The organism is Pseudoalteromonas sp. 2CM28B (genome assembly GCF_023161935.1).
In genome coordinates, this window is record NZ_JALNTH010000018.1 from 101,074 (window position 1) to 126,825 (window position 25,752).

A 25,752-nucleotide genomic window follows, 5' to 3' on the forward strand; every position below is an offset into this window, starting at 1 on the left:
AAGCGCGGTTATTTTAAAGAATTTCTAAGCGTGACGCAAAAGCAAATAGTACTTTAATTGCATGTATTTTCCTTTGGCATCACAAATAGCTAATCTTACTTAGCTTTAGCAGCTGCAATTTGAGCAGCAACTTCAGCAGCAAAATCTTCTTCTTTCTTCTCGATACCTGCACCAACTTCCATACGTACAAAGCCAGTAACTGTTGCGTTTTTCTCTTTAAGAATTTCGCCAACAGACTTTTTAGGTTCCATGATGAAAGCTTGACCAGTAAGAGAAACCTCACCAGTGAATTTTTTCATACGACCAACAACCATCTTCTCAGCGATTTCAGCAGGCTTGCCTTCATTCATCGCGATGTCGATTTGTACTTGCTTTTCTTTTTCAACAACATCAGCAGGTACATCATCTGGCGTTAGGTAGTCTGGGTTTGAAGCAGCAACGTGCATTGCAACGTGCTTAAGTGTTTCTTCATCAGCAACACCTGCAACAACAACACCAATACGCTCGCCATGACGGTACTCAACTAGTTGCTCACCAGTGATGTACTGAAGACGACGTACATTGATGTTTTCACCAATTTTAGTTACTAGCTCAACACGATCTTCTTCAAACTTAGCTTGTAAGTCTTCGATAGATGAAGTGTCAGCAATAGCAGCATCTGCAACTTTATTAGCAAACGCTAAGAAGCTTGCATCTTTAGCTACGAAGTCAGTTTGACAGTTAACTTCTACAAGTACTGCAACACCCGCGTTTTGCTTGATGATGATAGTACCTTCAGCAGCGATGTTACCTGCTTTTTTAGCAGCCTTTGCAGCACCGCTCTTACGCATGTTTTCAATCGCTAACTCGATGTCACCATCAGTCTCAGTTAACGCTTTTTTACAATCCATCATGCCAGCGCCAGTACGCTCGCGTAATTCTTTAACTAGGGCAGTAGTTACAGCCATTAGTAAATCCTCAAATCTGAAATCAGGTTTAGATAAGCGGGTTACCCGCTCCACAAGAATAGCAAGTCTTCACCTTTAGAAGATGAAGACTTGATGACAGCTAATTACTCAGCTTCTACGAAGTCATCTTTTTCAGCTTGAGCAACGATGTTACTCTCACGGCCTTCAGTGATCGCAGCTGCAACAGCACTAGTGTAAAGGTTGATTGCACGGATAGCATCATCGTTACCAGGCACGATGTAATCAACACCGTCTGGGTTAGAGTTAGTATCAACGATTGCAACAACTGGGATACCTAGGTTGTTAGCTTCACGGATAGCAATGTGCTCGTGGTCAGCATCGATTACAAAGATAGCGTCTGGAAGGCCACCCATGTTTTTAATACCACCAAGGCTTTTTTCAAGCTTGTCCATTTCACGAGTAAGCATTAACGCTTCTTTCTTAGTTAACTTCTCGAAAGTACCGTCTTGGCTTTGAGCTTCAAGGTCTTTAAGACGCTTGATTGATTGACGAACTGTTTTCCAGTTAGTCAACATGCCGCCTAACCAACGGTGGTTAACGAAGAATTGATCGCTTTGTAAAGCAGCTTCTTTTACTGCTTCGCTTGCTGCGCGCTTAGTACCAACGAAAAGAACTTTACCTTTGTTTGCAGCAGCACTAGATAAAAACTTAAGTGCAGTGTTGAACATTGGTACAGTTTGCTCAAGGTTGATGATATGTACACGGTTACGTGCGCCGAAGATGAAAGGCTTCATCTTAGGGTTCCAGTAACGTGCTTGGTGACCAAAGTGAACACCAGCTTGAAGCATATCGCGCATTGAAACGTTTGCCATTTTGTAAATCCTCTAAGTTGTTTAGGGTTAGGCCTCCACATATCCCATAGCACCAACACCGCAGTTAAATGAAACTGAAATGCACCCAAGTGTATGTGACGATACGTGTGTGTGTTAAAATAAAATTGTGTTTGCCTTAAATACAAAAAATCATTTAAGAATTTATTTGTAAAAAGACGGCGCGCTTTATACCATATTAAAATTAAATACTCAACGTCTCGTGCAAAAATTGTGCGACGATAATCATCTAAAAACGCAACTTTGGAGCCTCAATGAGCGCTGTGATTAAGACCCCTGAAGAAATCGAGAAAATGCGTGTAGCCGGCCGTTTGGCTGCTGATGTGCTAGAAATGATCGAACCACATGTGGTACCAGGTATCACCACCGATGAGCTAAATACAATTTGTCATGATTATATTGTTAATGTGCAAGATGCCGTTCCTGCTCCTCTTAATTATCATGGTTTTCCAAAATCAATTTGTACCTCAGTAAATCATGTAATTTGTCACGGAATTCCGAACGACAAAGCATTAAAAGACGGTGACAGTGTCAATATTGACATTACTGTTATTAAAGATGGTTACCATGGTGATACTTCAAAAATGTTCCATGTTGGCACACCTAACATTCAAGGCAAACGCCTTGCAGAAGTGACTCAAGAAAGCCTTTACCTTGCCATTAAAATGGTAAAACCGGGTGTTCGCCTTGGTGATATTGGTGCAGCTATTCAAAAATATGCAGAGAGCTTTAATTACTCTATCGTACGTGAATACTGCGGGCACGGTATTGGCAGTGAATTTCATGAAGAACCACAGGTAATGCACTACGGAAAACCAGGTACAGGCGAAACATTAAAAGCCGGTATGTGTTTAACAATCGAGCCCATGGTCAATGCAGGCAAACGCCAATGTAAATTACTAAAAGACGACTGGACTGTGGTAACAAAAGACCGTAGTTTATCAGCTCAGTGGGAACATACCTTACTGGTAACTGAAAATGGTGTTGAAATTTTAACACTACGATCAGATGATACTATCGATAGAATCATCGAGCACTAATCTTAGTGTGCGCTTAATCATGATACTAAGCAGGCTTTAGCCTGTTCACAGATTAAGTGGTTTGCTGCAAAGGGAAATAACATGATTTATTCCCTTTGCAGCAAACACAGTATAAAAATAACTTAATCCAAGACTTATAATGCAGTCCATATATAGGAGCCAGCCTAAGTGGCATTACCTAACAAAGTAAAAAAGTTGCTCAATGATGCTCAGCAACTTAGCGAATACCGCGATTGCTCTGCCTATTTTTATAAATGGTTGCATAATGAATTCTCAAAACAACCCGTTGGTAATCTAATAAACGCCCGTGCAGAATTTATAGACCGGTTACTGATTAAACTCTTTCATGTTTTCGATTTAGCCCACGAGCCAGATCTCGCTTTAATTGCTGTAGGAGGTTATGGTCGCGGTGAACTTCATCCCTACTCCGACATTGACTTTTTACTGCTTGTTACCCAGCAACCCAACGACGATATTTGCGAAAAAATTGGCCAGTTTGTCACTATGCTGTGGGATCTTAATTTAGAAATAGGTCACAGTGTACGCACCATTGAACAAGCCATAGAGCAAAAACGTGAAGATGTTACCTTTGCCACCAGCCTACTAGAAAGCCGATTAATTTTCGGCAACCATATTGAATTCGAAAAGCTCAAAAGTCACCTCATCGAAAGGCCTGTATGGGGCTCTGGAGAGTTCTTTGTTGCAAAAGTACAAGAGCAAAATTTACGCCACAAAAAATGTCATGGTACGGCTTATAATTTAGAGCCTAATATAAAAGAAAATCCAGGCGGGCTGCGCGACTTACAAACCATTATTTGGGTTGCAAAAAAACACTTTAGAGCCGAAACCTTGCAAGAGTTGATAAATCACGGCTACCTAACTCACGAAGAATACCAAGAACTGTTAGAGTGCCTTGAAAATTTATGGAATATTCGCTTTGCTTTGCATTTAGCCGCAGGTCGCTCAGAAAACCGTTTATTATTCGATCACCAACCGCAAGCGGCTGAAATTTTGGGTTTTGGTAGTGATGGAAAAGCCTCTGTTGAGCGCATGATGAAACGCTTGTTCAGAATAATGAGCCGGGTTCGTGAACTTAATCAAATGCTACTTTCGTACTTTGAGCAAAGTATTTCACCAGACAGCAGCCAAGCCACTGTTGAAGAACTTGATCGTAATTTTGAACGCGTTGGCCATCAAATTCGGGTAAAAAGTCCGTCAGTATTTTTTAGGCGTGACCAACTTTTTGTATTATTTGAGCACATTGCTGATCACCCAGAAATTACCCATATATACCCAAGCACTATTCGAACTATCCGCCAAGTACGTCGTCGCTTATTAGGTGACTTACAAGATTATGCCGCGTGCCGCGAAGCTTTTTTACGTATTATAAAGCACCCTAACGGTATGGGCCGTGCGTTTACGCTAATGCATAAGCACGGCATGATTGCAGCTTACCTTCCGCAGTGGCGCAATATTTTTGGCCAAATGCAGTTTGATTTGTTTCATGCCTATACCGTAGATGAACATACCCATAAATTAATTAATAATATTTACCAATACTTCGATAAAACCAGCATTAGTGAATTTCCAATTTGCAGTGAAATAGTCACGCGCATGGATAAACCCGAATTACTGTATTTAGCTGGTATTTTTCATGATATTGCTAAGGGGCGAGGAGGAGATCACTCAGAGCTGGGCGCTGTTGATGCCATAACGTTTTCAAAGCTGCATGGTTTTGCTTCTTCAGATGGTAAGCTCATAGCGTGGTTGGTAAGCAACCACTTACTTATGTCGGTAACTGCGCAACGTAAAGATATTAACGACCCCGATGTAATAAAAGATTTTGCATCGCGAGTAAAAACCGAACGCCAACTCGATTACCTCTATTGTTTAACCGTGGCTGATATTCGAGCCACCAATGACAACCTATGGAATGACTGGAAAAACACGCTGCTGCGCGAGCTTTATTTGCACACACAGCGCGCCTTGCGCCTTGGGCTTGAAAACCCGATGGATCAACGCGACCAAATTCGTGATAAAAAGCACCAAGCTAAGCAACGCCTGCTTAATTTGCATTATCACGAGGAGCAAATTGACTTAATTTGGAGCCGTTTTAAAGCAAATTACTTTACCGCTTTTAGTGAGCAACAAATTTCTTGGCATACTGAGCACTTACTCAAGTGCACTGATTTAAGCCAGCCCAGTGTTATCGTTTCTAATAAAGCGATGCATGGCGGTACCCAAGTGTTTGCTTATAGCCCCTATTCAGGTGCGCTCTTTGCTCGACTGGTTAGTGTTATTGGCTCTAAAAAAGCGCAAATTCAGCACGCCCAAGTACTGACCACTAAAGATGGCTACGTACTGTTCAACTTTGTTATTTTAGAAGTTAACGGCGAGCCGATTGCCAGTAGCCGCGCACAATCGATTAAACGCGGATTAGAGCAAGCGCTTCATGATCCACGTAAAAAAATACGCTTTAAAAAGAGCCGATCACAGCGTTTTAAAGACTTTAATATTAAACCTAAAATTGTACTGCGCCCGCATCCTCGTAAGGATCGTAGCTTAATAGAAATTCAAGCGGTTGATATACCTGGACTATTAACTAAAATAGCCGAGGTTTTTCAAGCTTACTTACTCCACATACATGCCGCACGTATTACCACGGTAGGCGAACGTGCAGAAGATTTCTTTGTGGTATCAAATAACGAATATCAAGCGCTGACTGATGAAGAGCAAGCAAAAATTCATCAGGCATTACGTAAAAAACTCAACGCCGAAATTGAATAAGAGGACACTATGTCAGATTTAAAAACCATGATTGAAAATGCGTGGGATAACCGCGACAGCATTAGCCCTGCTACAGTATCAAGCGATGTTAAACAAGCGATTATAGATGCGCTTGAGCTATTAGATAGCGGCGCTGCTCGCGTTGCAGAGAAAATTTCAGGCGAATGGGTTGTTCACCAGTGGCTTAAAAAAGCAGTACTACTTTCATTTAGAATTCGTGAAAATCAGCCAATGAACGACGGCGTGAATCAATTTTACGATAAAGTACCGCTTAAATTTAGCGACTACACGCCCGAGCAATTTCAGCAAGGCGGCATGCGTGTCGTACCCAACGCCGTTGCTCGTAAAGGCAGCTTTGTAGGTAAAAATGTCGTATTAATGCCATCGTACGTAAACATCGGTGCATTTGTTGACGATGGCACCATGGTTGATACATGGGCGACAGTGGGCTCATGTGCTCAAATTGGTAAGAACGTACACTTATCTGGCGGCGTAGGCATAGGCGGCGTTTTAGAGCCGTTACAAGCAAATCCTACCATCATTGAAGACAACTGTTTTATTGGCGCACGTTCAGAAATTGTTGAAGGCGTAATTGTTGAAGAAGGCGCCGTTATTTCAATGGGTGTTTACATCAGCCAAAGTACCCGTATTTACGACCGTGAAACCGGTGAAATTCACTATGGCCGCGTACCTGCCGGCGCAGTTGTGGTTCCAGGTGCTCTACCTTCAAAAGATGGCAGCCATAGCTTGTATGCGGCTATTATTGTGAAAAAAGTAGACAAACAAACTCGCGAAAAAGTGGGCATTAATGCCCTACTGCGCTCGATTGATGAGTAATACGGTGCTTGGATTGAGTGAAATGAAACCCAACGATACTTTTAAAGTTAAGTACTTTAGCTAAACTTTAATTGAATCTTTAAAAGCCTTAAACCCTTCTGGGTTTAAGGCTTTTTTGTTTTTTAGCTATAGCAGATAGCCACATCGTTGAGTATGCTCATCGCAATTGCGTTGCTTTGTTAGATGCCTACAACTATAGTGAATTAACGCATAGTTCGATTGTCGAGGTTAAGTTGTTGCGGCTTTTTGTAATAAGTTGGTTGATATTATTATGTTCAAAACACGTCTTTGCTAATGACTTCAATACCTTTGAAAAAAAATTAGACGAAGCCGAAGATTATCTTACTGTTAATCCAGCTCAATCTATTACTATTTTAGAAAACCTCACAGGGTTACAACTCATGCCGCCAGAATTATTTATTCGCTGGCACCTTATCTATGCCCGTACAGCAGTACCTACAAGTCACTATGACAAGCTTTATACATCGATTGAAGCAATATTTCAGCATCATCAAACTGACTATTTCAAACAAAAGCTGACCACCATTATGAGTGCCTTGGGAATATGGCTTCGCCATGCAGAATATTTAGACGATGCCCAATATTCATTTAAATGTGCTTACAAATATGCGCAAAACGATCGTCAACGGTTAACACTCACCAACAGTATGGCATTGGTTGCTCGCTCGCAAGATGACTTTGCAAAAGCGCGTGCCTTGTACCTTGATAGCCATAAAATCACCACACAATTACAGCTTCCCAATGTAACCGCATTGATAGAGAGTAACTTAGGTTATTTAGCCCTCGATGAGGGTAATATACCCGAAGCTGAGCGCTATTTTAGAAGTGCATTAAGTAATAACCAAAACATTGATAAACGCGCGGGGCAAATCTCAACCGGACTTAATTTATTAATGGTTTTTTTGATTCAAGAGCAGCAAATTAACTTTGAGCGACTCTATAGCCCAACAGCCACATTAACCCATGCCTTTCCCAACGAAGCAAAACAAGCATTACTTCTTTGGCTTGAAATAGGCTACAAAAATTTGACCGGTGGTTTTATAAGCCAAAAAGACAAACAACAGTTACAAACAGCTTATGAGCAATTAGAAAGTGATAAAATGAAACAACTGGTCGCGCGCTATTTAGCCAACAAACTAGATGTAGCTGTAACCTTACCCGCTTCTATTGTCGCTAAGGACTTTACCAGCCCTTGGTTTGAGCTGGTAAAGCAATGTAATTGGAAACGCTAAGACTCGATTTAGTCCTTAGCATGTAAAAGTCTATCCCCCTCTAAAACAGCGGCATTAACACTCCTATATCAAATTTCACTTACTTTCTTTTTTAAAACCAATCTGCTGTAAATATTAACTTTAATTTAAAAAAGTGTCGTTTTTAAGCTGCAAAATTAGCCAACCATAGTGAATTTATAATAAGGTAGTTAGGCATACTTGAAAGTTAGCAATTAATATTAAGGATTAATATGACAAAAACTGCTTTACGCTCAACCATTTTGCTACCCGTATTTTTGCCTGCAGTATTTATTATTCTACTTTTGGTAATTGGTACAAGTAGTAACCCTGAACTCGCTGGTCAGGCATTTAGTGTTGCCCTTGCGTGGATAACAGAAACCTTTGGCTGGTTTTATATGTTGTCTGTCGCTATTTTCTTGGTATTTATTGCCTCGGTCGCGGCTTCTAGTTGGGGGAATATAAAATTAGGCCCCGATCATGCACAGCCACAATACAGCTTTGGTGAATGGTTTGCCATGCTCTTTTCTGCCGGTTATGGCGTGGCACTGCTTTACTTTGGTGTTGCTGAACCTGTGCTGCATTACGCATCCCCGCCATCTGGGGCGGCTGAAACCGTTGATGCCGCCAAGCAGGCAATGCAAATTGCCTTTTTCCATTGGGGATTTCATATTTGGGCCATCTATGGAATTGTTGGTTTAGTGCTTGCTTATTTTGCATTTCGCCATGGCTTACCACTGTCTATTCGCTCTGCCTTGTATCCACTTATTGGCGATAAAATTTATGGCCCAATCGGCCATACTGTGGATGTGTTTGCCATATTAGGTACTTTATTTGGTATTGCTACTACACTAGGGCTTTCGGTGACCCAAATAAATGCAGGCCTACATTACTTATGGCCAAACATCCCTATTAATACCACAGTGCAAATTACGACCATTGCCGTTATTACTGCCGCAGCTACGCTCTCAGTAGTTGCCGGTATGGATAAAGGGGTTAAGAGATTATCAATTGTGAATATGACCTTAGCGGTTTCACTAATGGCTTTTGTGTTTTTCATTGGCCCAACTATTCACATCTTAGAATCATTTTTACAAAATACCGGCAGCTACCTAAGCGGTATTGTTGAGCGTACTTTTAATTTACAAGCTTATAGTCGCAGTGATTGGATTGGTAACTGGACTTTATTTATATTTGGCTGGACGATTGCGTGGGCGCCGTTTGTCGGGATGTTTATCGCAAAAATTAGCCGCGGTAGAACCATCAGACAATTTGTTGTTGGCGTAATGTTAGTTCCTACTATTTTTACTTTTTTATGGTTCTCAGTGTTTGGCGATACAGCACTGAATTTAATAATGAATGAAGGCTTTGATACGCTCATTGGTGATGTACAAGCAAATCATGCCGTGGCGTTATTTCAATTATTTGAAGTGTTACCACTGTCATTTTTCATTTCACTGCTCACCGTAATTCTGATCATAACTTTTTTTGTTACATCATCTGATTCAGGCTCTTTAGTCATTGATTCACTCGCCTCTGGTGGAAATATCAATACGCCGGCTTGGCAACGCGTGTTTTGGGCGGTACTAGAAGGTGCTGTGGCGGCTGTCTTATTAGTGGCAGGCGGACTTAGTGCACTGCAAACCATGACCATAGCCAGTGCCTTACCCTTTGCTGTTATTATGTTAATTGCCACTGCCGGGCTTTGGCGAGCTCTAAAAATTGAAGGCCATCGCGATACCAGTCTACAAGCACATTCACTTAATGGTCGTAATATCGATCTATCCCATTGGAAACGCCGTTTAGCGGCTATGGTTAATTACCCTAATAAAGAAAAAGTACATACTTTTATTGGCAGTGTAGTAGTTGAGGCAATGAAAGCCGTACAAGCAGAATTGAAATCTCGACAATGGCATGCCGTGGTCGAATTTGATACTGATTTAGGACGCGCTCATTTAACTGTACTACGTCATGAGCATGTGGATTTTGTTTATGATATTCGCCTTACCGAGCACCCTATGCCGAGCTTTGCTTACTCAGAGCTGCGGCCAAATAATGATAATAATGAAATGTATTATAAGGCCGACGTGTTTTTACGTCGTGGTGGTCTGTCATACGATGTTTATGGCTACAGTGAAGATGATATTGTGAAAGATATTCTTGATCAGTTTGAGAACTACTTACACTTTCTAGGTAATAGTCCAGGCGAACTTCCTTGGGATATGGCCGAACATGATGACATGTTAAATACCGATAAAGCTTAACGGATGCAGTCAATATTGGTAAAACGGTAATTAAAAATAAAAAAGGCACTGTAAAGTGCCTTTTTATTTACTCAAATATAATTAATTACAGGGCGTTAAATACGTCATCTGTTTTAGCAGCACAAATAAAATCGTTTTTATGCAAACCTTTAATTGAATGGCTCCACCAAGTAACAGTTACTTTACCCCATTCGGTTAATAGACCAGGGTGATGGCCTTCGTCTTCAGCCATATCGCCAACTTTATTAGTAAATGCAATGGCCTGCTTAAAGTTTTTAAACTTATAAACGCGCTCTAATTGCATAATACCGTCGCGTACTTCCGGCACCCAATCAGGGATTTTTTTAATTAATTCAGCCAATTCTGCATCAGATACTTTTGGTGCATCTGCATGACAGGCTTCACATTTTTGTTCACTTAATGAAGACATTTTAAATCCTTAATTCTAGTGTTACTTTTATTAAAAAACTAACTAGCTAATTTTTCTTTTGGGGGAAATTTCGGCTCGTGTAAACCAAGCGCCTTAGCTTGCTCAACTAAAGTCATTATATCCATTTGCGATATTTCAAACAGATCATGAATCGAATTAATCGTATAATACAATGGTTGCATAATATCTATACGGTACGGTGTACGCAGTACATCTAATACATTCATTGAGTTTATCTCTGGTGTATCTGAATACACGTATTGGGTTTCCCCTGGGCTTGATAAAATACCACCGCCGTAAATACGTAATCCTTTTTCGGTTTGCATCAAACCAAACTCAACGGTAAACCAGTACATGCGTGCTAAATAAACGCGATCTTTTTTCTCTGCCGCGTAACCTAGTTGCCCATACTTATGGGTAAATTCAGCAAAGTCAGGATTGGTTAGCATGGCACAGTGACCAAATATCTCATGAAAAATATCGGGCTCTTGTAAATAGTCAAATTCTTCACGGCTACGAATAAAGGTCGCTACAGGAAATTGCTTGTTAGCGAGTAACCTAAAAAACTCATCAAAATCGATAAGTGCAGGCACAGGTGCAACTTGCCAACCTGTGGTTGCTAATAGGACTTCGTTTAGCTCACTAAGCTGTGGGATACGGTCATGAGGCAGGTTGATTTTTTTCAACCCTTCCATGTACTCATCACAGGCTTTGCCTTCAATGCACGCAAGTTGGCGTGCTACAAGCTCAGACCAAATTTTATTTTCTTCATCGCTCCAATGTATAACGCCATTTTCATCTGGTGTTTTGGAGGTGTAATTACTTGCTTTAGCCATAAATACCTTCTTTGGGTTTAAACCCTAAATCGGTGTCAAAATAATAGCCACGTGCTCGGCTATTCGATGTAGCCATACTATGCAAAAGTGAACAAAAGTTTAATAGCTTGACTCAGATCAATACTTTCGCAGATCGCACAGATCGTAAATTTATAATTACACCAAAGCAAAGATAAAAACACACCCTATATTTAACAGCACTTAAAGATCGAAAACCCTGTAAACAATAAGCTACACCTTACGATATTTTAGTAAATGCTTGGTTGAGATCGTTAATAATATCGTTAACATCTTCAAGCCCAACAGATAAGCGAATTAAACCATCACTAATTCCGGCTGCTAATCTTTCTTCGGGCGTGTAAGGCGAATGGGTCATCGATGCAGGGTGTTGAATAAGTGTTTCGGCATCGCCTAAGCTAACCGCTAAAGTACATAGCTTCATGCTATCAATAAACTGCTCACCGTCGGTTAAACTCCCTTTAATTTCAAAAGCAATAACACCGCCAGCAGCTTTCATTTGCTTACCAATAAACCGATGACCTGGGTGCGACTTCAGTCCAGGATAGTACACTTTACTCACTTGAGGGTGAGCCTCTAAATATTCAGCAATCGTTTGCGCACTCTGACAATGACGCTCTACCCGTATAGCTAATGTTTTTAAGCCTCGGTTAATTAACCATGCATCGTGTGGGCTAATCGTCGCGCCAATATCTTTTAACACCGTCATTTTAATATGTGTAATGTGCTCAAGGGATCCACACACAATACCTGCGACTACGTCGCCGTGACCATTTAAATACTTGGTAGCACTGTGCATAATAATATCGATGCCGTATTGTTTAGGTGACTGTAGCAGCGGCGTTAAGAAGGTATTGTCGACCACACTTATTAAATTATGCTGTTTTGCTATATCACCAATAAGTGCTAAATCAATAACAGCCATCGTTGGGTTTATCGGGGTTTCTGCAAATATCATTTTTGAGTTTGGCTTTATTGCAGCACGTAACTCATCTTCATTGGTCATATCCACAAAGGTGACTTCAATGCCCCAACGCGGCAACATATGCGCAAAAAAAGCAAAGGTGCAACCATAAAGCGCACTCGATGCTACTAAGTGATCGCCTTGTGATAAAAAGCTCAGTACCGAAGCTGATACCGCCCCCATACCTGTAGCCGTTGCCGCTGCAGCCTCACAGCCCTCTAATTGCGCCACTTTTTGTTCAAGTTCAGTGGTGGTAGGGTTACCCAAACGCGTATAAATATAACCTGGCTCATCGCCAGCAAACCGTGCAGCACCCTGCGCAGCATTTTCAAAATGAAATGTCGATGTTTGGTATAATGGCGAGGTTAATGCGCCATGTGGATCATTGGCTTTTTGTGGGCCATGAATACATTGGGTGTGTGGATGATGCTTGCTCATTGTGTGCTCTCGTTTTTATTATGTGTGTCAATTACATAAATAAAACGCACCGCACTTTAAATCACAAGCATGCCGGATGCTCAGATGGCTATTTGTGCAAACTTCACTCAAAAAGCTGTACACAAATATTGCCAACTATTTACTCTCGGCTCTCTTAGTGCGACTCATAATTTTACTCACGATCCCTTGAACAGTGCCTTTTAACAAGCTGCGTTTATTTTCAAGACGCGGTAATGGTCGGCTTAATTCCATGGCTTTATAGCCTATACGAGCTGTAAATATACCCGCACTGACGCCTTGCGCGGCTCGCCCTGAAAGTTTGCCTAATAGCTCAGCACTAAGTGCTGTGGCCGCTAAATCAGATACAAGCTCTGCACTGCCTACAAACATGACTTGCTTTAACAGCATTCGGTAGAGCTTAATGCGACTGGCGTAACCAAAACCAATGCCATAAATTTTACCTATTTGCTCGATTAATTTTGTACCGCGCCAAAGCACCGCCATCATATCCACCAGCGCAAGAGGGCTTAATGCGACTAATAAGGCTGACTCTGTTGCAAAGCGGTTTATAAGCTTTTTAGCTTGGGTGTCTTGCCTTACCAGTAGGCTATTAGCGTAAAGTGTCATTATTTCTTTATCACTATGGTGCGTAGCAACTTGGTTTTTAAAGTTTTCAAAATTGTCTAACTGCTGGTGCTTGTTCAATTTTTCAAGCCAAGGGAGTGCACCACCCACTTGCTCACTGTTTAATAGCCTATCGGCTTCATGGCGATGCAGCTGATTACGCTTTAAACTGCGCAACATCAGATATTCTCGCCATAACAATCTTGTTATTAATAACACACCGCTTACCACAGCGGTTAAATAAATACTGCCCAAAATAAGCGATTGCTGATAAGCAAGCACAATAGAAAACCCAAACTCTAGCAGTACTAAAATAATAAAGCTGAGCGCAAACAAGCCTTTTAGCGTTTGCCATTTTGACTTTTTATACACCGGATCTAAATCAACTTCAGGCTCAAGCGCATCATCCTCAACCTCAGAGGTGTAATCACTTTGTCCGTGTTCAATAATTTTAGCGGATGTTAACGCAGGCTCGTTTTGCTCAATACCTGGTGCACTAATACGACGCCCTGCTTGAAACTGTTGCGTTGACTCACTCATGTTAATTTATCTCCTAGCAGGTACTGCATCACATGATCTAATCGAATATGTTTAAGTTGTTTGTCGGGGCTTGGCATCGGCGAAAATGACAAAAATTCAAACCCTTGCGCTGGCCACTCACTTTTATTAAGCATTCTACTTGGCGGCTCTGGTGGTAAATAAGTCAGCCACTCATCCTCATTTAAAGGTTTACCGTAAACGCAATCAAGAGTTTGACCTTTATCAACCACTTGGCGAGGCTGGGTTGCGGTAATTGATGACATAGCCATAGTTTCAATTTGTACACCATCAAACTTTAAATGATTACTTTGCTCTTTAACCAGCGAGTCTAGTAACAAGGCTAACGCTTTATAATGCTTAGCGCTGATGTGATCTGACTTATTAGCAGCAAACAATATTTTATCAATATTCGGTTTGAATAAACGTTTAAAAAAGCCAGACTCCCCATAACTAAAATGGGCCAACAATTGATTAATAACACGGCTTTGCTCATGCAACGTTTCATGGCCTTCATTTAATGCACTGAGTACATCAACCAACACAATTTGGCGGTCAAAATGACGAAAATGCTCATTATAAAATGGCTTAACGACTTCTTTCACGTAAGCGTTAAAACGTTTAATTAAATGCGCTAAATTAGAACCTGCCACCACATCGTCTTTCATTTTTTCAGGATTAATTGGAAAAAATAACAATAACGGCGCACCTTGCAAGTCGCCTGGCATTAACATTCGCCCTGGTTGTAGCATCGCAAGTTTAGTGTCTTTTTTTAGCCCTACCAGCATGCGTTGATAAAGTTGTGCAATGTTAGCAAGCTCACTTTCATCCACAGGGGCATGTAAATCAAGTTGCTCTACGGCGTGTAAAAAATCGCCTGAGGTAGCGCTGCGAGGAGACTGATTTAATAATGGGTATTGCTGTTCACACCACGCAGTATAGCTTTGTTCAAGCATAGGTAAATCGAGCAGCCATTCACCTGGATAGTCAATAATATCAAGGTATAACGTTGATTGCGGTGAAAAATGACCTCGCAGACCCGCATTACTTTGGTATTTAATCGCTAAGCGCAGGGTATTTATTCGCTCTGTAGACGCCGGCCAAGCAGGGTCACCTTCCATTGGCAGTAAAGTATTTATTGCACGGTTAAAGTCAAAGGTGGGCACGTTTAATGCCTCTTGCGGCACAATTTTAGTGGCAATATGACGATGCTCGCGCATCACATCAAAAAAAGGTAAGTTGTTGTCATTCGCCTGAGAGGTTAAGTGCTTAACTAACGCACTGATAAACGCGGTCTTACCACTGCCGCTCAACCCAGTTACGGCAAGCTTAACATGTTGGTCTAAACTACGGTGCAGGGCTTTTTGTGCTTTGCCTTTAAAGGTTTTAAAGGTCTTTTTTGCAAATGATTGGCTCATAAAGTGTTTTGCACCCTATCTGCCGTAATTGTTCACGTTACAAACAAGGTGCCTATCAATCCTTTAAAGTTTATTAATTTCACGACTGACCGTAAATTCGCTTGAGGTAACGTAACGTTCCATCTCTTGTAAGCGAACATCAACACGCGTTAAACGCTCTTTTAAGTCTTGTAATGCACGACGAGGTGGCTCGCCCTTTTGCCATACTTTAAACTTAACTTCCAGTGGGTCATCGCTATAAGTTGAATGCGTTTTATGTGTTGCAGCAGGTTTTTTATCTAAAATAAACCATGCTGCAATGTACGCTACCACAAATAATGGGCCACCGGTTAGTAGTACCGCACTAACAAATATAATGCGAACTAACCATAACTCCATATTAAAGTAGTCACTTAAACCGGCACATACGCCAGCTATTTTGCCGCGTTGTGGGTCTCTAAATAATTCGCGTTTAGTGTTCATACTTTTTGTCTCCACTGAGGTGACTCTTGATCAAGCAACGCTTCTAATGTTTCTACTCTATCAGCCATTTTTTCAGCTTTTTGTGCAAGCTCCAATAATTGGCGATGCTCATGCTCACTCAACCCTTGGCTTACTTGCTTTTTGCTACGGTAGTGTAAAATTAACCACAGTGGCGCAACAAAAATCATAAATAAGATAAAGGGGGCAACTAGTATCTCTGGATCAAACATAATCCTCTCCTGACAATCCATATTCTATGTTGATGTCAGGGGCACGTGGCCCCTGATATTATCGTTTTATTTATTTGCGAGTTTCTTTTTAAGTTCAGCTAACTCGTCATCAATCTTTTCATTCTTTTGTAAGTCTGCAATTTCATCAGCTAACGTTTGTTTACCTAAATCATAAGACTCTATTTGAGATTCTAGCCCATCAATTTTGGTTTCGTAACGTTCAAAGCGATTAAGTGCATCCTCTACTTTAGAACTATCAAGCGCTTTTTTAACTTCAAGGCGCGACTCAGCCGAGCGTTGACGTAAAATAATCGCTTTTTGACGTGCCTTAGCATCTGCTAGCTTTTCTTGTAGCGTAGTTACCTCTTGTTGTAGCTTCTCTATATGAGACTCTACATGGTCAAGTTCACTTTCTACCGCAGCAACTGCGTCGGCTGATTTTTGCTTTTCAAGTAATGCTGAGCGTGCTAGATCGTCACGATCTTTGCTCAGTGCCAATTCGGCTTTGTCTTGCCAATCGTTTACTTGGGCTTTTAGTGTATCTACGCGACGTACTAATTCTTTTTTCTCAGCGAGTGTTTTTGCTGATGTAGAGCGGACCTCTACCAGTGTATCTTCCATCTCTTGGATAATAAGACGAACCATTTTTTCAGGGTCTTCTGCTTTATCTAAAATGGCATTGATATTAGAATTAACAATGTCTGCAAAACGTGAAAAAATTCCCATAACATATACCTCTATTATTTAATCTAAATGTGTCTGCTTTTATTAGTATCAATATGCTTGCCAACTTTTTTAATTTTAAAATAGTAATAAATTTCAAATGGTTAAATGCAAATTACAAATTACTTTTGTTGTCAATCATAATGAAATACACTAACTGTTAGTAAAAATGACTAAGAGTTAGGAAATATGAGTCAATATCGCCAACAGGATAATTTGCTCGGCCAATCAGACAGCTTTTTATCGGTTCTTGATCAGGTATCGCAGCTAGCAAACCTAGATAAACCCGTACTTATTATTGGTGAACGCGGTACCGGTAAAGAGCTTATTGCAGCACGTTTACACTTTTTATCCAAGCGCTGGGATCAAAGTTACGTCAAACTCAACTGTGCGGCATTAAACGAAAATCTACTCGAAAGTGAATTATTTGGCCATGAAAGTGGTGCATTTACCGGCGCAAGTAAACGTCATGAAGGCCGATTTGAGCGGGCTAATAGCGGCACCTTATTTTTAGATGAGTTGGCAAATACTTCTGCCCTAGTGCAAGAAAAGCTATTAAGGGTAATAGAGTATGGTGAGTTTGAGCGTGTTGGCGGCAAACAAACGGTTAAAGTAGATACGCGCTTAGTCTGTGCGACCAATGAAGACTTACCGCATTTAGCGCAGCAAGGTGAATTTAGAAGCGATTTACTCGATAGGCTCGCATTTGATGTAATCACTCTACCGCCACTGCGCGAACGCCAAGACGATATTATGTTATTGGCTGAGCAATTTGCAATGAATATGGCACGCGACTTAGAGTGGGAGCTATTTAGTGGTTTTACTCGCAATGCACAAGAAAGTTTACTTAGTTATGAGTGGCCGGGTAATGTGCGTGAGCTTAAAAATGTGGTGGAGCGAAGCCTTTATCGCCACGGCAATGAACACATCCCTGTGCATAAAATTATTTTAGACCCATTCGAAAGCCGCTTTAGACCTAAAGCACGTATTAAACATACACAAGCCCCTGTTGCTGTGCAAAATGAAGTTGTTAACACCCAGCCTACAGAAGCGCCTGTAACACCGAGTTTAGGTAACGCAGAACCTGAGTTTCCTTGTGACTTAAAAATACTCTCTAATGAATTTGAGATCACATTAATAAAAAAAGCATTAGAACATAGCCAATTTAATCAAAAGAAGACTGCAGAAGTACTTGGTTTAACGTATCATCAATTACGTGGTTATTTGAAAAAATACAATTTGCTGGAATAGTAGAGGTTGTGCGGGTGCGTAAATTATTACTTGCTTTATTATCATTGAGTTTAGTAGGTTGCATTGATAGTAAAGAAGAAATCTTAGAAGAAAAAAACCAAGGCCTTGTTTATTGCGCTGAGGCAAATCCTGTGTCGTTCAATCCACAAGTCACAACCACAGGATCAACCATCGATATTATTGCTAACCAGTTGTACGACCGGTTAATTAGTATTGACCCTGTGACCGCCGAATTTAAAAGCGAACTAGCCAGCGACTGGAAAATTAGCAAAGACGGTAAGTCTGTCACATTTACTCTGCGCAAAGGGGTTAAATTTCATACCACCGCGTATTTTACTCCAACACGCGAATTTAACGCTGATGACGTCATTTTCACTTTCAGTCGTTTATTTGATGTATACAACCCCTATCACTTTGTCGGTGATGCGAATTACCCCTACTTTCAAAGTGTGGGTATTGACCAACTTATTCGTAAAATTGTCAGGGTCTCTGATCACCAAGTTCGGTTTGAATTATTTAACGCAGAAAGCAGTTTTTTAGCGAATATGGCGACCGATTTCGCCGTGGTGCTCTCTAAAGAATATGCCATGGCGCTCAAAGCCAACAACCAAGAAAACCTATTTGATCAATATCCAGTTGGCACCGGTCCTTATATTTACAAAGAATACCGACGAGACCATTTAGTACGCTTTTATAAAAACGCTGACTATTGGAAACACGAGGTGGCACTTGAGCAGTTGGTGTACGACATTACCCCTAATGGCACTACGCGTATTGCTAAAATTCTTACCAAAGAGTGTGACGTAACTGCGCATCCTAGCAGTGCACAGTTAAGTATTTTAGCTCAGCGAGATGATATTAACGTTGAAAAGGAAACCAACTTAAACATAGGTTATTGGGCATTTAATACCGAACGCCCTCCGTTTGATAACTTAAAAGTACGCCAAGCCTTAGTGCATGCCATTGATATAGAAAAAATAATGCAGGCAGTTTACTATGGTAATGGACTTCGTGCGCGGTCAATATTACCACCCACGTCGTGGGCGTTTGAACCACAAAAGAACATGCCAATTTTCGACCCACAACTGGCAAAAAAATTATTAACTGAAGCAGGTTTTCCAAAAGGGTTTGATATGAGCATTTGGGCTATGCCTGTCAGCCGTATTTATAACCCCAATGCACGAAAAATGGCAGAGCTGATGCAAAGCGATTTACGCAAAATTGGCGTTAACGTTAATATTGTCGAGTATGAGTGGAACACCTTTATTCAACGCATAGGCGAGCACCGTCACGACAGTGTATTATTAGGTTGGGCAGCAGATACGCCTGATCCTGATAACTTTTTTAGCCCGTTACTTAGCTGCACCGCGACCTTCAGTGGCAAAAACCCAGCGAACTGGTGTAATCCTGAATTTGATTTACTGTTAACTAAAGCTCTCGATACGACCGATTTAAATTTACGTAAACAATATTACGACGCAGCACAAAGCATGATCATCAAACAATTGCCTTTACTGCCAATTGCCCATGGCATGCGTTTTCAGGCAAGTAGTGCTGATGTTGAGGGGATCACACTCGGGCCATTTGGCGCTATTTCATTGGCTAACGCGAGGAAGAAGTAATGTTATTCGATTATATTTTACGCCGCCTCGGATTGTTATTTTTCATGGTGTTATTACTGAGTATTTTTACTTTTTCGCTGAGCTACTTATTCCCTGGCGATCCACTGAGTAACTTAAGCGGCATACCAGACACTAACTTTACTCAAAATGTACAGCTAGAAGAAAAGTACCTGTTTAACAGTAACTACTTTATGCAGTACATTGCCTTTGTCGGGCGAATAGTACAAGGCGATTGGGGCGTGTCGTTTGCCTCGGGGAGCAGTGTTTTTGCTCACGTGGTTGATTTAATTCCTGCAACGTTAGAGCTAAGTATCTATGCGTTATTTATTTCGGTGGTAGTGGGTGTGCCTGTCGGAATTTTAGCATCGGCTTATCATAAACAATGGCCTGATAAATTAATTAGCTCAACAGCTATGGTTGGCTATTCTATGCCTATTTTTTGGCTCGCGTTATTACTAATTATGGTTTTTTCGCTCAAACTTGGCTGGTTTCCCATGTCGGGGCGAGTGAGCTTATTGTATGAAATACCTGCCAGTACGGGGTTTATCTTACTGGATATTTTACTTGCTGATTTTCCCTACAATGGCATGGCAATGCTTGATGCACTGCATCACCTAACGTTACCTACCATTGTACTGGCTATGTATCCAACTACTGTATTAGTGCGCTTTACTCGCGAATCGATGTTAAAAGTGATGGATCAAAACTTTATCAAAACAGCTCGCGCCAAAGGCCTTACTCGTGGGCAGCTTATTATTCATCACGCCCTGAGAAATGCATTACTGCCAGTCATAAAGCAAATTGGTTTACAATTTAGCACCTTGATCACCCTTGCTATGATCACCGAGGTTATTTTTTCATGGCCGGGGATTGGCCGTTGGTTAATAGACAGTATTTATCAACGTGACTACCCTGCTATACAAGGGGGGTTAATGGCCGTTTCTTTTTTCATTATTATTGCGACAATTATGGCCGAACTGACCTACACCCTACTCGATCCTCTGTCTCGGAATCAAGCGCATGGCAAAGTTTAACTTATTTTCAGAAGATTCAAATAAATCGCCATTAGCGAGACTCTGGCGAAAGTTTAAAAATAACCACCCTGCACTGGTTGGTTTATGGGTGTTTATTGCCTTTAGCCTGTTAGCGGCTACCGCACCTTTTCTTGCGCCTTATGGGGTAAATCAACAGCACAGTGATGCACTATTACTGCCTCCCTCGTGGAATGAAATGGGCGATGTGCGGTTTATACTTGGCACCGATGATTTAGGCCGAGATGTGCTGTCCCGTTTAATGAATGGCGCCACATATACGTTCGGGTTATCGGTTGTGGCTGCACTGATCACCACTGTTATTGGTGTGTTGCTAGGTACCTTTGCAGGGATCAACAAAGGCATACGTTCTAGTTTTTTGAACCACTTACTGGATGTAACGCTATCAATTCCCTCATTGTTACTGGCCATCATTATTATTGCTATACTCGGTCCTGGATTAATGAATACCGTATGGGCAATTATTTTGGCCTTATTACCCCAGTTTATTCATTCAATTAGAAACCTAATAGTTGACGAACTTGGCAAAGATTATGTTACCGCCTACCGCTTAGATGGCGCCTCTAAGTGGCATATTTTATCGCGCGGGATTTTTCCTAATGTGTATGAGTATATTGTGGTTATTTTTACTATGGCCCTCTCCACAGCTATTTTAGATATTGCTGCGCTAGGGTTTTTAAAGCTTGGCGCACAGCCGCCCACCACTGAATGGGGTGCTATTTTGGCTGAAAACTTAGGGCTTATTTACTTAGCGCCATGGACAGTGGCACTTCCGGGTGTACTGCTATTTTTAGCCGTTCTTTCAACAAACTTGGTGGGCGATGGACTTCGCAAAGTTTTACAAGCGCGTAAGGCCGATTAAATGCATTTACTAGATATTCGAAATTTAACCATAGAGCTGCAAACGTCTGAAACTGCTATTCGCGCTGTTGACCGAGTAAGTTTTAGTTTAAAAGAAGGTGAAGTACACGCCTTAGTGGGAGAATCCGGATCAGGAAAAAGCTTAATTGCAAAAGCCATTGTAGGCGTACTTAACGAACGCTGGGTTATAACCGCCGATAGAATGCATTGGCGCGGTGTTGATTTAATGCGCCTCACACCTGAGCAGCGCCGTAAAACCGTCAGCCAAGACATTGCAATGATTTATCAAGATCCAAGTCGCTGCCTTGACCCTACTGCAAAAATATTTAACCAAATCGCTGAAACACTGCCTGAAGTAGCCGCCAAAGGGTTTTTCTTAAAACGCAACCGAGAGCGTAAAGACCGTGTTAAAGCCTTAATACATAAAGTAGGTATTAAAAATCATGAAGCCGTGCTTGATAGCTACCCTCATGAACTCTCTGAAGGTGTGTGTCAAAAAGTCATGATAGCCATGGCCATTGCGCGTACACCTAAGTTGCTCATTGCTGATGAGCCCACAACCGCACTAGAGAGTACCACTCGTGCGCAGGTATTTCGATTATTAAAAAGTTTGAATCAGCTAAAGAATATGTCTATTTTGATGATTTCCCATGAGCTAGAAGAAATAGTAAATTGGTCACATGGTATTCATGTTTTGTATTGCGGACAAATGGTTGAAGCCGGTCCAACGCACCTTATTTTTAGCCAACCGCGTCACCCTTATACGCAGGCTTTATTAAAAAGCTTACCTGATTATGAGCACGGCTTAGCACATAAAGAACCTTTTTATGCACTAAAAGGTACCATACCTACACTACAACATTTACCGATTGGTTGTCGTTTAGGACCGCGTTGCCCGCAAGCACAAAAAGAGTGTGTGGTTGCCCCTAAACTCTCTAAACACCACGGCCATAGTTACGCGTGTCACTTTCCATTGATCAAGGAAATAAAATAATGCAACCCTTGTTAAAAGTTCAAGCCTTATCAAAAACCTTTAACATACGTGCAGGTTTATTTAGCCGTAAAAAATTTGATGTACTAAAAAACATCTCATTTTGTATTGGTAAAGGTGAAACAATTGCCATTATTGGTGAAACCGGTTCAGGAAAAAGCACCCTGGCTAAATTATTAGTGGGTGCATACAGTGCCGATAGCGGGCAGATATTACTAGAGAATAACACCATAGAAAACAATGGTAATCGTGATGCCCAGTGTCGTTATATCCGAATGATTTTTCAAGACTCCGCCACCTCATTAAACCCAGCAGTGACCATTGCTGAAATGCTCGATGATTGCTTAAAATTCAATACTGATTTTGATAGAACTCAACGTAGTGAAAAAATTGCTAGTACGCTGCTTAAAGTGGGTCTACTGGTCGATCATCAGCAATACTATCCGCATATGTTTAGTGTAGGGCAATTACAGCGTGTAGCGCTCGCTCGTGCGCTTATATTAGATCCTAAGGTTGTTGTGCTCGATGAGGCACTTTCATCGCTTGACCCTTCTGTAAGAGCGCAAATAGTAAACTTATTACTTAAACTACAGCTTGAAACTGGCTTAACCTATATTTTGATCACCCATCATTTAAGTTTAGTGCGCCATATTAGCGACCAGCTAGTGGTACTCAATAAGGGTGAGATTGTTGAATACGGTGCCACAGAAACTATTTTTCAAAACCCGCAGTCAAAGGTCACCCAGCGCCTGTTAAGTTGTTAATGAAAAACAAAAAAGGCGCCAATTGGCGCCTTTTATAGTTTAGCTATGATTTATTCAGCAGGTTGCGCTGCTTTTGGTACTTTTAGTTCCGCTTGTTGCTTAAGCGACTCAATGAATACCGTATAGTTTTTCTGTGCTTGGGCCATGGTGATATTTTGCTTCATTTGTGGCTCAATGCTGTCACTCACTGGTGCATCATTTACCGCATTAAGCGCAACAATAGCAGCATCACCATTGTTTAAGTTAACTACATCATAAACTGCGCCATCATGTGGGTGCGCCATTTTAAATACTTGGGTAACAATAGCAGGCGAAACAGCAAAGCTTTCACGAGTAAGTTGCGACTCATGACGAACGCTTAGTGACTGCTCAGCAGCAACGTCATTTAAGCTCTTACCGTCTTTGATTTGTGCAAATAAGGTACGTGCTTTTTCTTTAGCAAGATCCGACGCTTTTTCGTTTACTAAGCGTGTTTTAATTTGCTCGCTTACTTCGCTCAATGCTTTAGTTGCAGCTGGTTGATGCTCGTTAACACGAACCACAATCACGTGCTCATTACCAAGTTCGATTACTTCTGAGTTTACTTTATCTTCTAGTAATTCAACTGATGATAATGCGGTTATAACCGCAGGATTATTAAGCGGCTCAGGAAGCGCACTCAGTGCTAATAGCGGTGTAGATTGTACTTCAACACCTGCTACTTCAGCAGCATCGTCTAAGCGGTCAGAAATTTCAAAGGCTAATGCACCCATTTCTGTTTGCTTCTCGTAAAACGCATCCACTTTTTCAGCTTGCTCAAGTTCAGCGCGTAAATCGGCTTTAACGGCATCATAAGGTTTAACTTGCTGCGATTGAATGTCTGTAAGTTTAATGATGTGATAGCCAAATTCAGAGGCTACTACATCAGAGTAATCACCTTTGTTTTGCAGTGCAAAAGCAGCATCCTCAAATGCAGGCTCCATGACATCACGTTCAATCCACTCTAAGTCACCACCCATTTCGGCGCTAACAATGTCATCTGACGACGATTCAGCTAATTGTGCAAAATCAGCACCCGCATTAAGCTGGGCTAATAAAGATTCAGCTTTGGCTTTTGCCGCATCGTCATCTTCACTGTTATCAATTAAAATATGTGATACACGACGTTTTTCAGGCTCAACATATTGCGCTTTACTCTGCTCATAATATGCTTTTACGTCGTCTTCGCTTACCGATGCAACATCGATATCATCTGCATCTAACTCAATGTAATTAACTGAAATAAGCTCTGGCGATAAAAATTGCCCTGCATTTAATTCGTAATAATCAGCCACTTCTTGATCAGTAACGTCAACATCAGCCTGCATTGCTTGTTTATCGATGACTAAATAATCAATGCTGCGAGTTTGTTGTTGCAGTGCAATGGCTGATTTAAGCTCGTTTTGCAATGCAAAGTCAGTTCCTGCAACCGCTGACACTAACTGGCTACGTGTCATATCATCACGAAGGTACTCTCGAAATGAATCAGGTTGGAAGTTCATTTGACGAATCACTTGTAAGTAACGGTCGTTATTAAATTGATCGCCAATTTTAAAATAAGGAAGCTCTAAAATTGTTTGACGAATACTTTCATCACTCACACGCAGACCCAGCTCAGTCGCTAACTGGCTTTGTAATTCTTGTTGTACTAAACGGTCAATCACGCCTTGACGTATTTGAGCCATATAAGTTGGATCGGCTGCTATTTGGGTAAAATATTCACCAAATTGTTGTTCTAAGCGGCTACGTTCATTTTGAAACGCACGGCTAAATTCTGTTTGGCTAATTTTAATTCCATTTACTTCAGCAACGGGTTGTTCTGTGGTTTGACCTAAGTAACTACCGATCCCAGCTAAGGCAAAAGATAAAATCACCGCGCCTAAAATGACTTTGGCTACCGGCCCTTGCGAACCTTCTCTGATTTTCTCAAGCATTTGTTTATCTCTTTTCTGACCAAGGTCTTTTCTACCTTGTCATATGTAAAAAAAGCGTATCTTACCAGATACGCTTTTTCACTTGAAGTAACTGGCGGTGAAGTAACTTAATTTATCGATTGCAATAATTAAGCGTCTCTTTACTCGCCATAACTAAATTGTTTACACAATGATTAGTTTACTGCGTCTTTAAGCGCTTTACCGGCTTTGAAAGCTGGGATGTTAGCTGCAGCAATTTGAATCGTTTCACCAGTTTGTGGGTTACGACCTGCACGAGCAGCACGCTCACGTACAGAGAAAGTACCAAAACCAACAAGTGCAACTGAGTCGCCATCTTTTAGCGCGCCAGATACAGATTCGATGAATGAATCTAGTGCACGACCTGCAGCCGCTTTAGAAATGTCAGCATCAGCTGCGATTTGATCGATTAATTGAGATTTATTCACAATATCATCCTCTTTCATTGTTGTTATCAAGAGCGATTGTTTTTTTAAACTAACATCACTGTTTTGAAATTTTTGAGCATTTATTTAAAGCTCATATGATTATATTTTTCTTAAGCCTAGGCCCTGCAAGGGCTAGGCTTGAAAACCAGTGCTTAAC

At 41.2% G+C, this 25,752-nt stretch carries 23 protein-coding genes; 11 read left to right on the forward strand and 12 right to left on the reverse strand.

The annotated features are described in order from the left end of the window. Positions 1 to 95: 95 nt before the first annotated feature. Together tsf and rpsB are read right to left on the reverse strand one after the other, a co-directional pair. The gene (gene tsf / locus MTN96_RS21180; protein ID WP_013465429.1) at positions 96 to 947 is read right to left on the reverse strand and encodes a translation elongation factor Ts; all 852 of its coding nucleotides are present in this window, start codon (positions 945 to 947) and stop codon (positions 96 to 98) included. Positions 948 to 1,051: 104 nt separating this feature from the next. Continuing rightward, positions 1,052 to 1,780 (reverse strand): 30S ribosomal protein S2, encoded by a 729-nt coding sequence (gene rpsB / locus MTN96_RS21185; RefSeq protein ID WP_024601804.1) that lies wholly within the window; start codon positions 1,778 to 1,780, stop codon positions 1,052 to 1,054. Positions 1,781 to 2,052: 272 nt separating this feature from the next. Between rpsB and map the strand changes: the two genes are divergently transcribed. The 5 genes from map to MTN96_RS21210 all read left to right on the forward strand — a co-directional run bounded on the left by map (position 2,053) and on the right by MTN96_RS21210 (position 9,976). After that, the gene (gene map / locus MTN96_RS21190; RefSeq protein ID WP_008467527.1) at positions 2,053 to 2,838 is read left to right on the forward strand and encodes a type I methionyl aminopeptidase; all 786 of its coding nucleotides are present in this window, start codon (positions 2,053 to 2,055) and stop codon (positions 2,836 to 2,838) included. Between the two features lie 168 nt (positions 2,839 to 3,006). Beyond that, positions 3,007 to 5,625: a [protein-PII] uridylyltransferase gene (gene glnD, locus MTN96_RS21195; RefSeq protein WP_069438633.1), complete on the forward strand. Its 2,619-nt coding sequence runs from the start codon at positions 3,007 to 3,009 to the stop codon at positions 5,623 to 5,625. Between the two features lie 9 nt (positions 5,626 to 5,634). After that, positions 5,635 to 6,462 carry a 2,3,4,5-tetrahydropyridine-2,6-dicarboxylate N-succinyltransferase gene (gene dapD, locus MTN96_RS21200; protein ID WP_013465432.1) on the forward strand — a complete coding sequence of 276 codons (828 nt, stop codon included), beginning with the start codon at positions 5,635 to 5,637 and terminating at the stop codon, positions 6,460 to 6,462. A gap of 260 nt (positions 6,463 to 6,722) precedes the next feature. Further along, positions 6,723 to 7,715 carry a tetratricopeptide repeat protein gene (locus MTN96_RS21205; RefSeq protein ID WP_248532694.1) on the forward strand — a complete coding sequence of 331 codons (993 nt, stop codon included), beginning with the start codon at positions 6,723 to 6,725 and terminating at the stop codon, positions 7,713 to 7,715. Between the two features lie 230 nt (positions 7,716 to 7,945). After that, positions 7,946 to 9,976 carry a BCCT family transporter gene (locus MTN96_RS21210; RefSeq protein ID WP_248532695.1) on the forward strand — a complete coding sequence of 677 codons (2,031 nt, stop codon included), beginning with the start codon at positions 7,946 to 7,948 and terminating at the stop codon, positions 9,974 to 9,976. A gap of 85 nt (positions 9,977 to 10,061) precedes the next feature. Here the strand turns inward: MTN96_RS21210 and MTN96_RS21215 are convergent, their stop codons facing one another. From MTN96_RS21215 to pspA, 8 genes are all read right to left on the reverse strand, one after another. Then, positions 10,062 to 10,406, reverse strand: coding sequence for a 4a-hydroxytetrahydrobiopterin dehydratase (locus MTN96_RS21215; RefSeq protein WP_013465435.1), 345 nt, complete (start codon positions 10,404 to 10,406; stop codon positions 10,062 to 10,064). Between the two features lie 38 nt (positions 10,407 to 10,444). Beyond that, positions 10,445 to 11,242: a phenylalanine 4-monooxygenase gene (gene phhA, locus MTN96_RS21220; protein WP_036981920.1), complete on the reverse strand. Its 798-nt coding sequence runs from the start codon at positions 11,240 to 11,242 to the stop codon at positions 10,445 to 10,447. 238 nt (positions 11,243 to 11,480) lie between these two features. After that, on the reverse strand, positions 11,481 to 12,662 hold the full coding sequence (megL, locus tag MTN96_RS21225; RefSeq protein ID WP_036981919.1) for a methionine gamma-lyase: 1,182 nt from the start codon (positions 12,660 to 12,662) through the stop codon (positions 11,481 to 11,483). 135 nt (positions 12,663 to 12,797) lie between these two features. After that, positions 12,798 to 13,826: a TIGR01620 family protein gene (locus tag MTN96_RS21230; protein ID WP_248532696.1), complete on the reverse strand. Its 1,029-nt coding sequence runs from the start codon at positions 13,824 to 13,826 to the stop codon at positions 12,798 to 12,800. Next, on the reverse strand, positions 13,823 to 15,241 hold the full coding sequence (locus tag MTN96_RS21235; protein ID WP_248532697.1) for a YcjX family protein: 1,419 nt from the start codon (positions 15,239 to 15,241) through the stop codon (positions 13,823 to 13,825). Before MTN96_RS21235 ends, MTN96_RS21230 begins: the two co-directional genes overlap by 4 nt. A gap of 63 nt (positions 15,242 to 15,304) precedes the next feature. Further along, entirely contained in the window at positions 15,305 to 15,703 is a 399-nt protein-coding gene (gene pspC, locus MTN96_RS21240; RefSeq protein ID WP_013465440.1) for an envelope stress response membrane protein PspC, read from the reverse strand. Continuing rightward, positions 15,700 to 15,933 (reverse strand): envelope stress response membrane protein PspB, encoded by a 234-nt coding sequence (gene pspB, locus MTN96_RS21245; protein ID WP_008111014.1) that lies wholly within the window; start codon positions 15,931 to 15,933, stop codon positions 15,700 to 15,702. Before pspB ends, pspC begins: the two co-directional genes overlap by 4 nt. Positions 15,934 to 15,999: 66 nt before the next feature. Beyond that, positions 16,000 to 16,659, reverse strand: coding sequence for a phage shock protein PspA (gene pspA / locus MTN96_RS21250; protein ID WP_016899278.1), 660 nt, complete (start codon positions 16,657 to 16,659; stop codon positions 16,000 to 16,002). Between the two features lie 186 nt (positions 16,660 to 16,845). Here pspA and pspF point away from each other — a divergent pair, with 186 nt between their 5' ends. The 6 genes from pspF to MTN96_RS21280 are packed head-to-tail and all read left to right on the forward strand — an operon-like array spanning position 16,846 to position 23,197. Then, the gene (gene pspF / locus MTN96_RS21255; protein ID WP_248532698.1) at positions 16,846 to 17,907 is read left to right on the forward strand and encodes a phage shock protein operon transcriptional activator; all 1,062 of its coding nucleotides are present in this window, start codon (positions 16,846 to 16,848) and stop codon (positions 17,905 to 17,907) included. 14 nt (positions 17,908 to 17,921) lie between these two features. Then, positions 17,922 to 19,529 carry an ABC transporter substrate-binding protein gene (locus MTN96_RS21260; protein WP_248532699.1) on the forward strand — a complete coding sequence of 536 codons (1,608 nt, stop codon included), beginning with the start codon at positions 17,922 to 17,924 and terminating at the stop codon, positions 19,527 to 19,529. Further along, a complete protein-coding gene (locus MTN96_RS21265) occupies positions 19,529 to 20,563 on the forward strand; it encodes an ABC transporter permease subunit (protein WP_036981909.1) in 1,035 nt (344 codons plus the stop codon). Before MTN96_RS21260 ends, MTN96_RS21265 begins: the two co-directional genes overlap by 1 nt. Beyond that, positions 20,550 to 21,443, forward strand: a complete 894-nt coding sequence (locus tag MTN96_RS21270; protein ID WP_069438639.1) for an ABC transporter permease subunit — start codon at positions 20,550 to 20,552, stop codon at positions 21,441 to 21,443. Before MTN96_RS21265 ends, MTN96_RS21270 begins: the two co-directional genes overlap by 14 nt. Then, positions 21,444 to 22,436, forward strand: a complete 993-nt coding sequence (locus tag MTN96_RS21275) for an oligopeptide/dipeptide ABC transporter ATP-binding protein (protein WP_036981906.1) — start codon at positions 21,444 to 21,446, stop codon at positions 22,434 to 22,436. Then, the gene (locus tag MTN96_RS21280; RefSeq protein ID WP_036981905.1) at positions 22,436 to 23,197 is read left to right on the forward strand and encodes an ATP-binding cassette domain-containing protein; all 762 of its coding nucleotides are present in this window, start codon (positions 22,436 to 22,438) and stop codon (positions 23,195 to 23,197) included. Before MTN96_RS21275 ends, MTN96_RS21280 begins: the two co-directional genes overlap by 1 nt. A gap of 50 nt (positions 23,198 to 23,247) precedes the next feature. Here the strand turns inward: MTN96_RS21280 and ppiD are convergent, their stop codons facing one another. Both ppiD and MTN96_RS21290 read right to left on the reverse strand, forming a co-directional pair. Further along, the gene (gene ppiD, locus MTN96_RS21285) at positions 23,248 to 25,149 is read right to left on the reverse strand and encodes a peptidylprolyl isomerase (RefSeq protein WP_069438640.1); all 1,902 of its coding nucleotides are present in this window, start codon (positions 25,147 to 25,149) and stop codon (positions 23,248 to 23,250) included. A 173-nt stretch (positions 25,150 to 25,322) separates the two neighbouring features. Continuing rightward, positions 25,323 to 25,679 carry an HU family DNA-binding protein gene (locus MTN96_RS21290; protein ID WP_255314649.1) on the reverse strand — a complete coding sequence of 119 codons (357 nt, stop codon included), beginning with the start codon at positions 25,677 to 25,679 and terminating at the stop codon, positions 25,323 to 25,325. Positions 25,680 to 25,752 lie beyond the last annotated feature (73 nt).

Excerpts from the sequence above, each read along its gene's own strand:
- tsf (WP_013465429.1), bottom strand. The coding sequence starts at position 947 with ATGGCTGTAACTACTGCCCTAGTTAAAGAATTACGCGAGCGTACTGGC.
- rpsB (WP_024601804.1), bottom strand. The coding sequence starts at position 1,780 with ATGGCAAACGTTTCAATGCGCGATATGCTTCAAGCTGGTGTTCACTTT.
- map (WP_008467527.1), top strand. The coding sequence starts at position 2,053 with ATGAGCGCTGTGATTAAGACCCCTGAAGAAATCGAGAAAATGCGTGTA.
- dapD (WP_013465432.1), top strand. The coding sequence starts at position 5,635 with ATGTCAGATTTAAAAACCATGATTGAAAATGCGTGGGATAACCGCGAC.
- MTN96_RS21210 (WP_248532695.1), top strand. The coding sequence starts at position 7,946 with ATGACAAAAACTGCTTTACGCTCAACCATTTTGCTACCCGTATTTTTG.
- MTN96_RS21215 (WP_013465435.1), bottom strand. The coding sequence starts at position 10,406 with ATGTCTTCATTAAGTGAACAAAAATGTGAAGCCTGTCATGCAGATGCA.
- phhA (WP_036981920.1), bottom strand. The coding sequence starts at position 11,242 with ATGGCTAAAGCAAGTAATTACACCTCCAAAACACCAGATGAAAATGGC.
- megL (WP_036981919.1), bottom strand. The coding sequence starts at position 12,662 with ATGAGCAAGCATCATCCACACACCCAATGTATTCATGGCCCACAAAAA.
- MTN96_RS21230 (WP_248532696.1), bottom strand. The coding sequence starts at position 13,826 with ATGAGTGAGTCAACGCAACAGTTTCAAGCAGGGCGTCGTATTAGTGCA.
- MTN96_RS21235 (WP_248532697.1), bottom strand. The coding sequence starts at position 15,241 with ATGAGCCAATCATTTGCAAAAAAGACCTTTAAAACCTTTAAAGGCAAA.
- pspC (WP_013465440.1), bottom strand. The coding sequence starts at position 15,703 with ATGAACACTAAACGCGAATTATTTAGAGACCCACAACGCGGCAAAATA.
- pspB (WP_008111014.1), bottom strand. The coding sequence starts at position 15,933 with ATGTTTGATCCAGAGATACTAGTTGCCCCCTTTATCTTATTTATGATT.
- pspA (WP_016899278.1), bottom strand. The coding sequence starts at position 16,659 with ATGGGAATTTTTTCACGTTTTGCAGACATTGTTAATTCTAATATCAAT.
- pspF (WP_248532698.1), top strand. The coding sequence starts at position 16,846 with ATGAGTCAATATCGCCAACAGGATAATTTGCTCGGCCAATCAGACAGC.
- MTN96_RS21265 (WP_036981909.1), top strand. The coding sequence starts at position 19,529 with ATGTTATTCGATTATATTTTACGCCGCCTCGGATTGTTATTTTTCATG.
- MTN96_RS21270 (WP_069438639.1), top strand. The coding sequence starts at position 20,550 with ATGGCAAAGTTTAACTTATTTTCAGAAGATTCAAATAAATCGCCATTA.
- MTN96_RS21275 (WP_036981906.1), top strand. The coding sequence starts at position 21,444 with ATGCATTTACTAGATATTCGAAATTTAACCATAGAGCTGCAAACGTCT.
- MTN96_RS21280 (WP_036981905.1), top strand. The coding sequence starts at position 22,436 with ATGCAACCCTTGTTAAAAGTTCAAGCCTTATCAAAAACCTTTAACATA.
- ppiD (WP_069438640.1), bottom strand. The coding sequence starts at position 25,149 with ATGCTTGAGAAAATCAGAGAAGGTTCGCAAGGGCCGGTAGCCAAAGTC.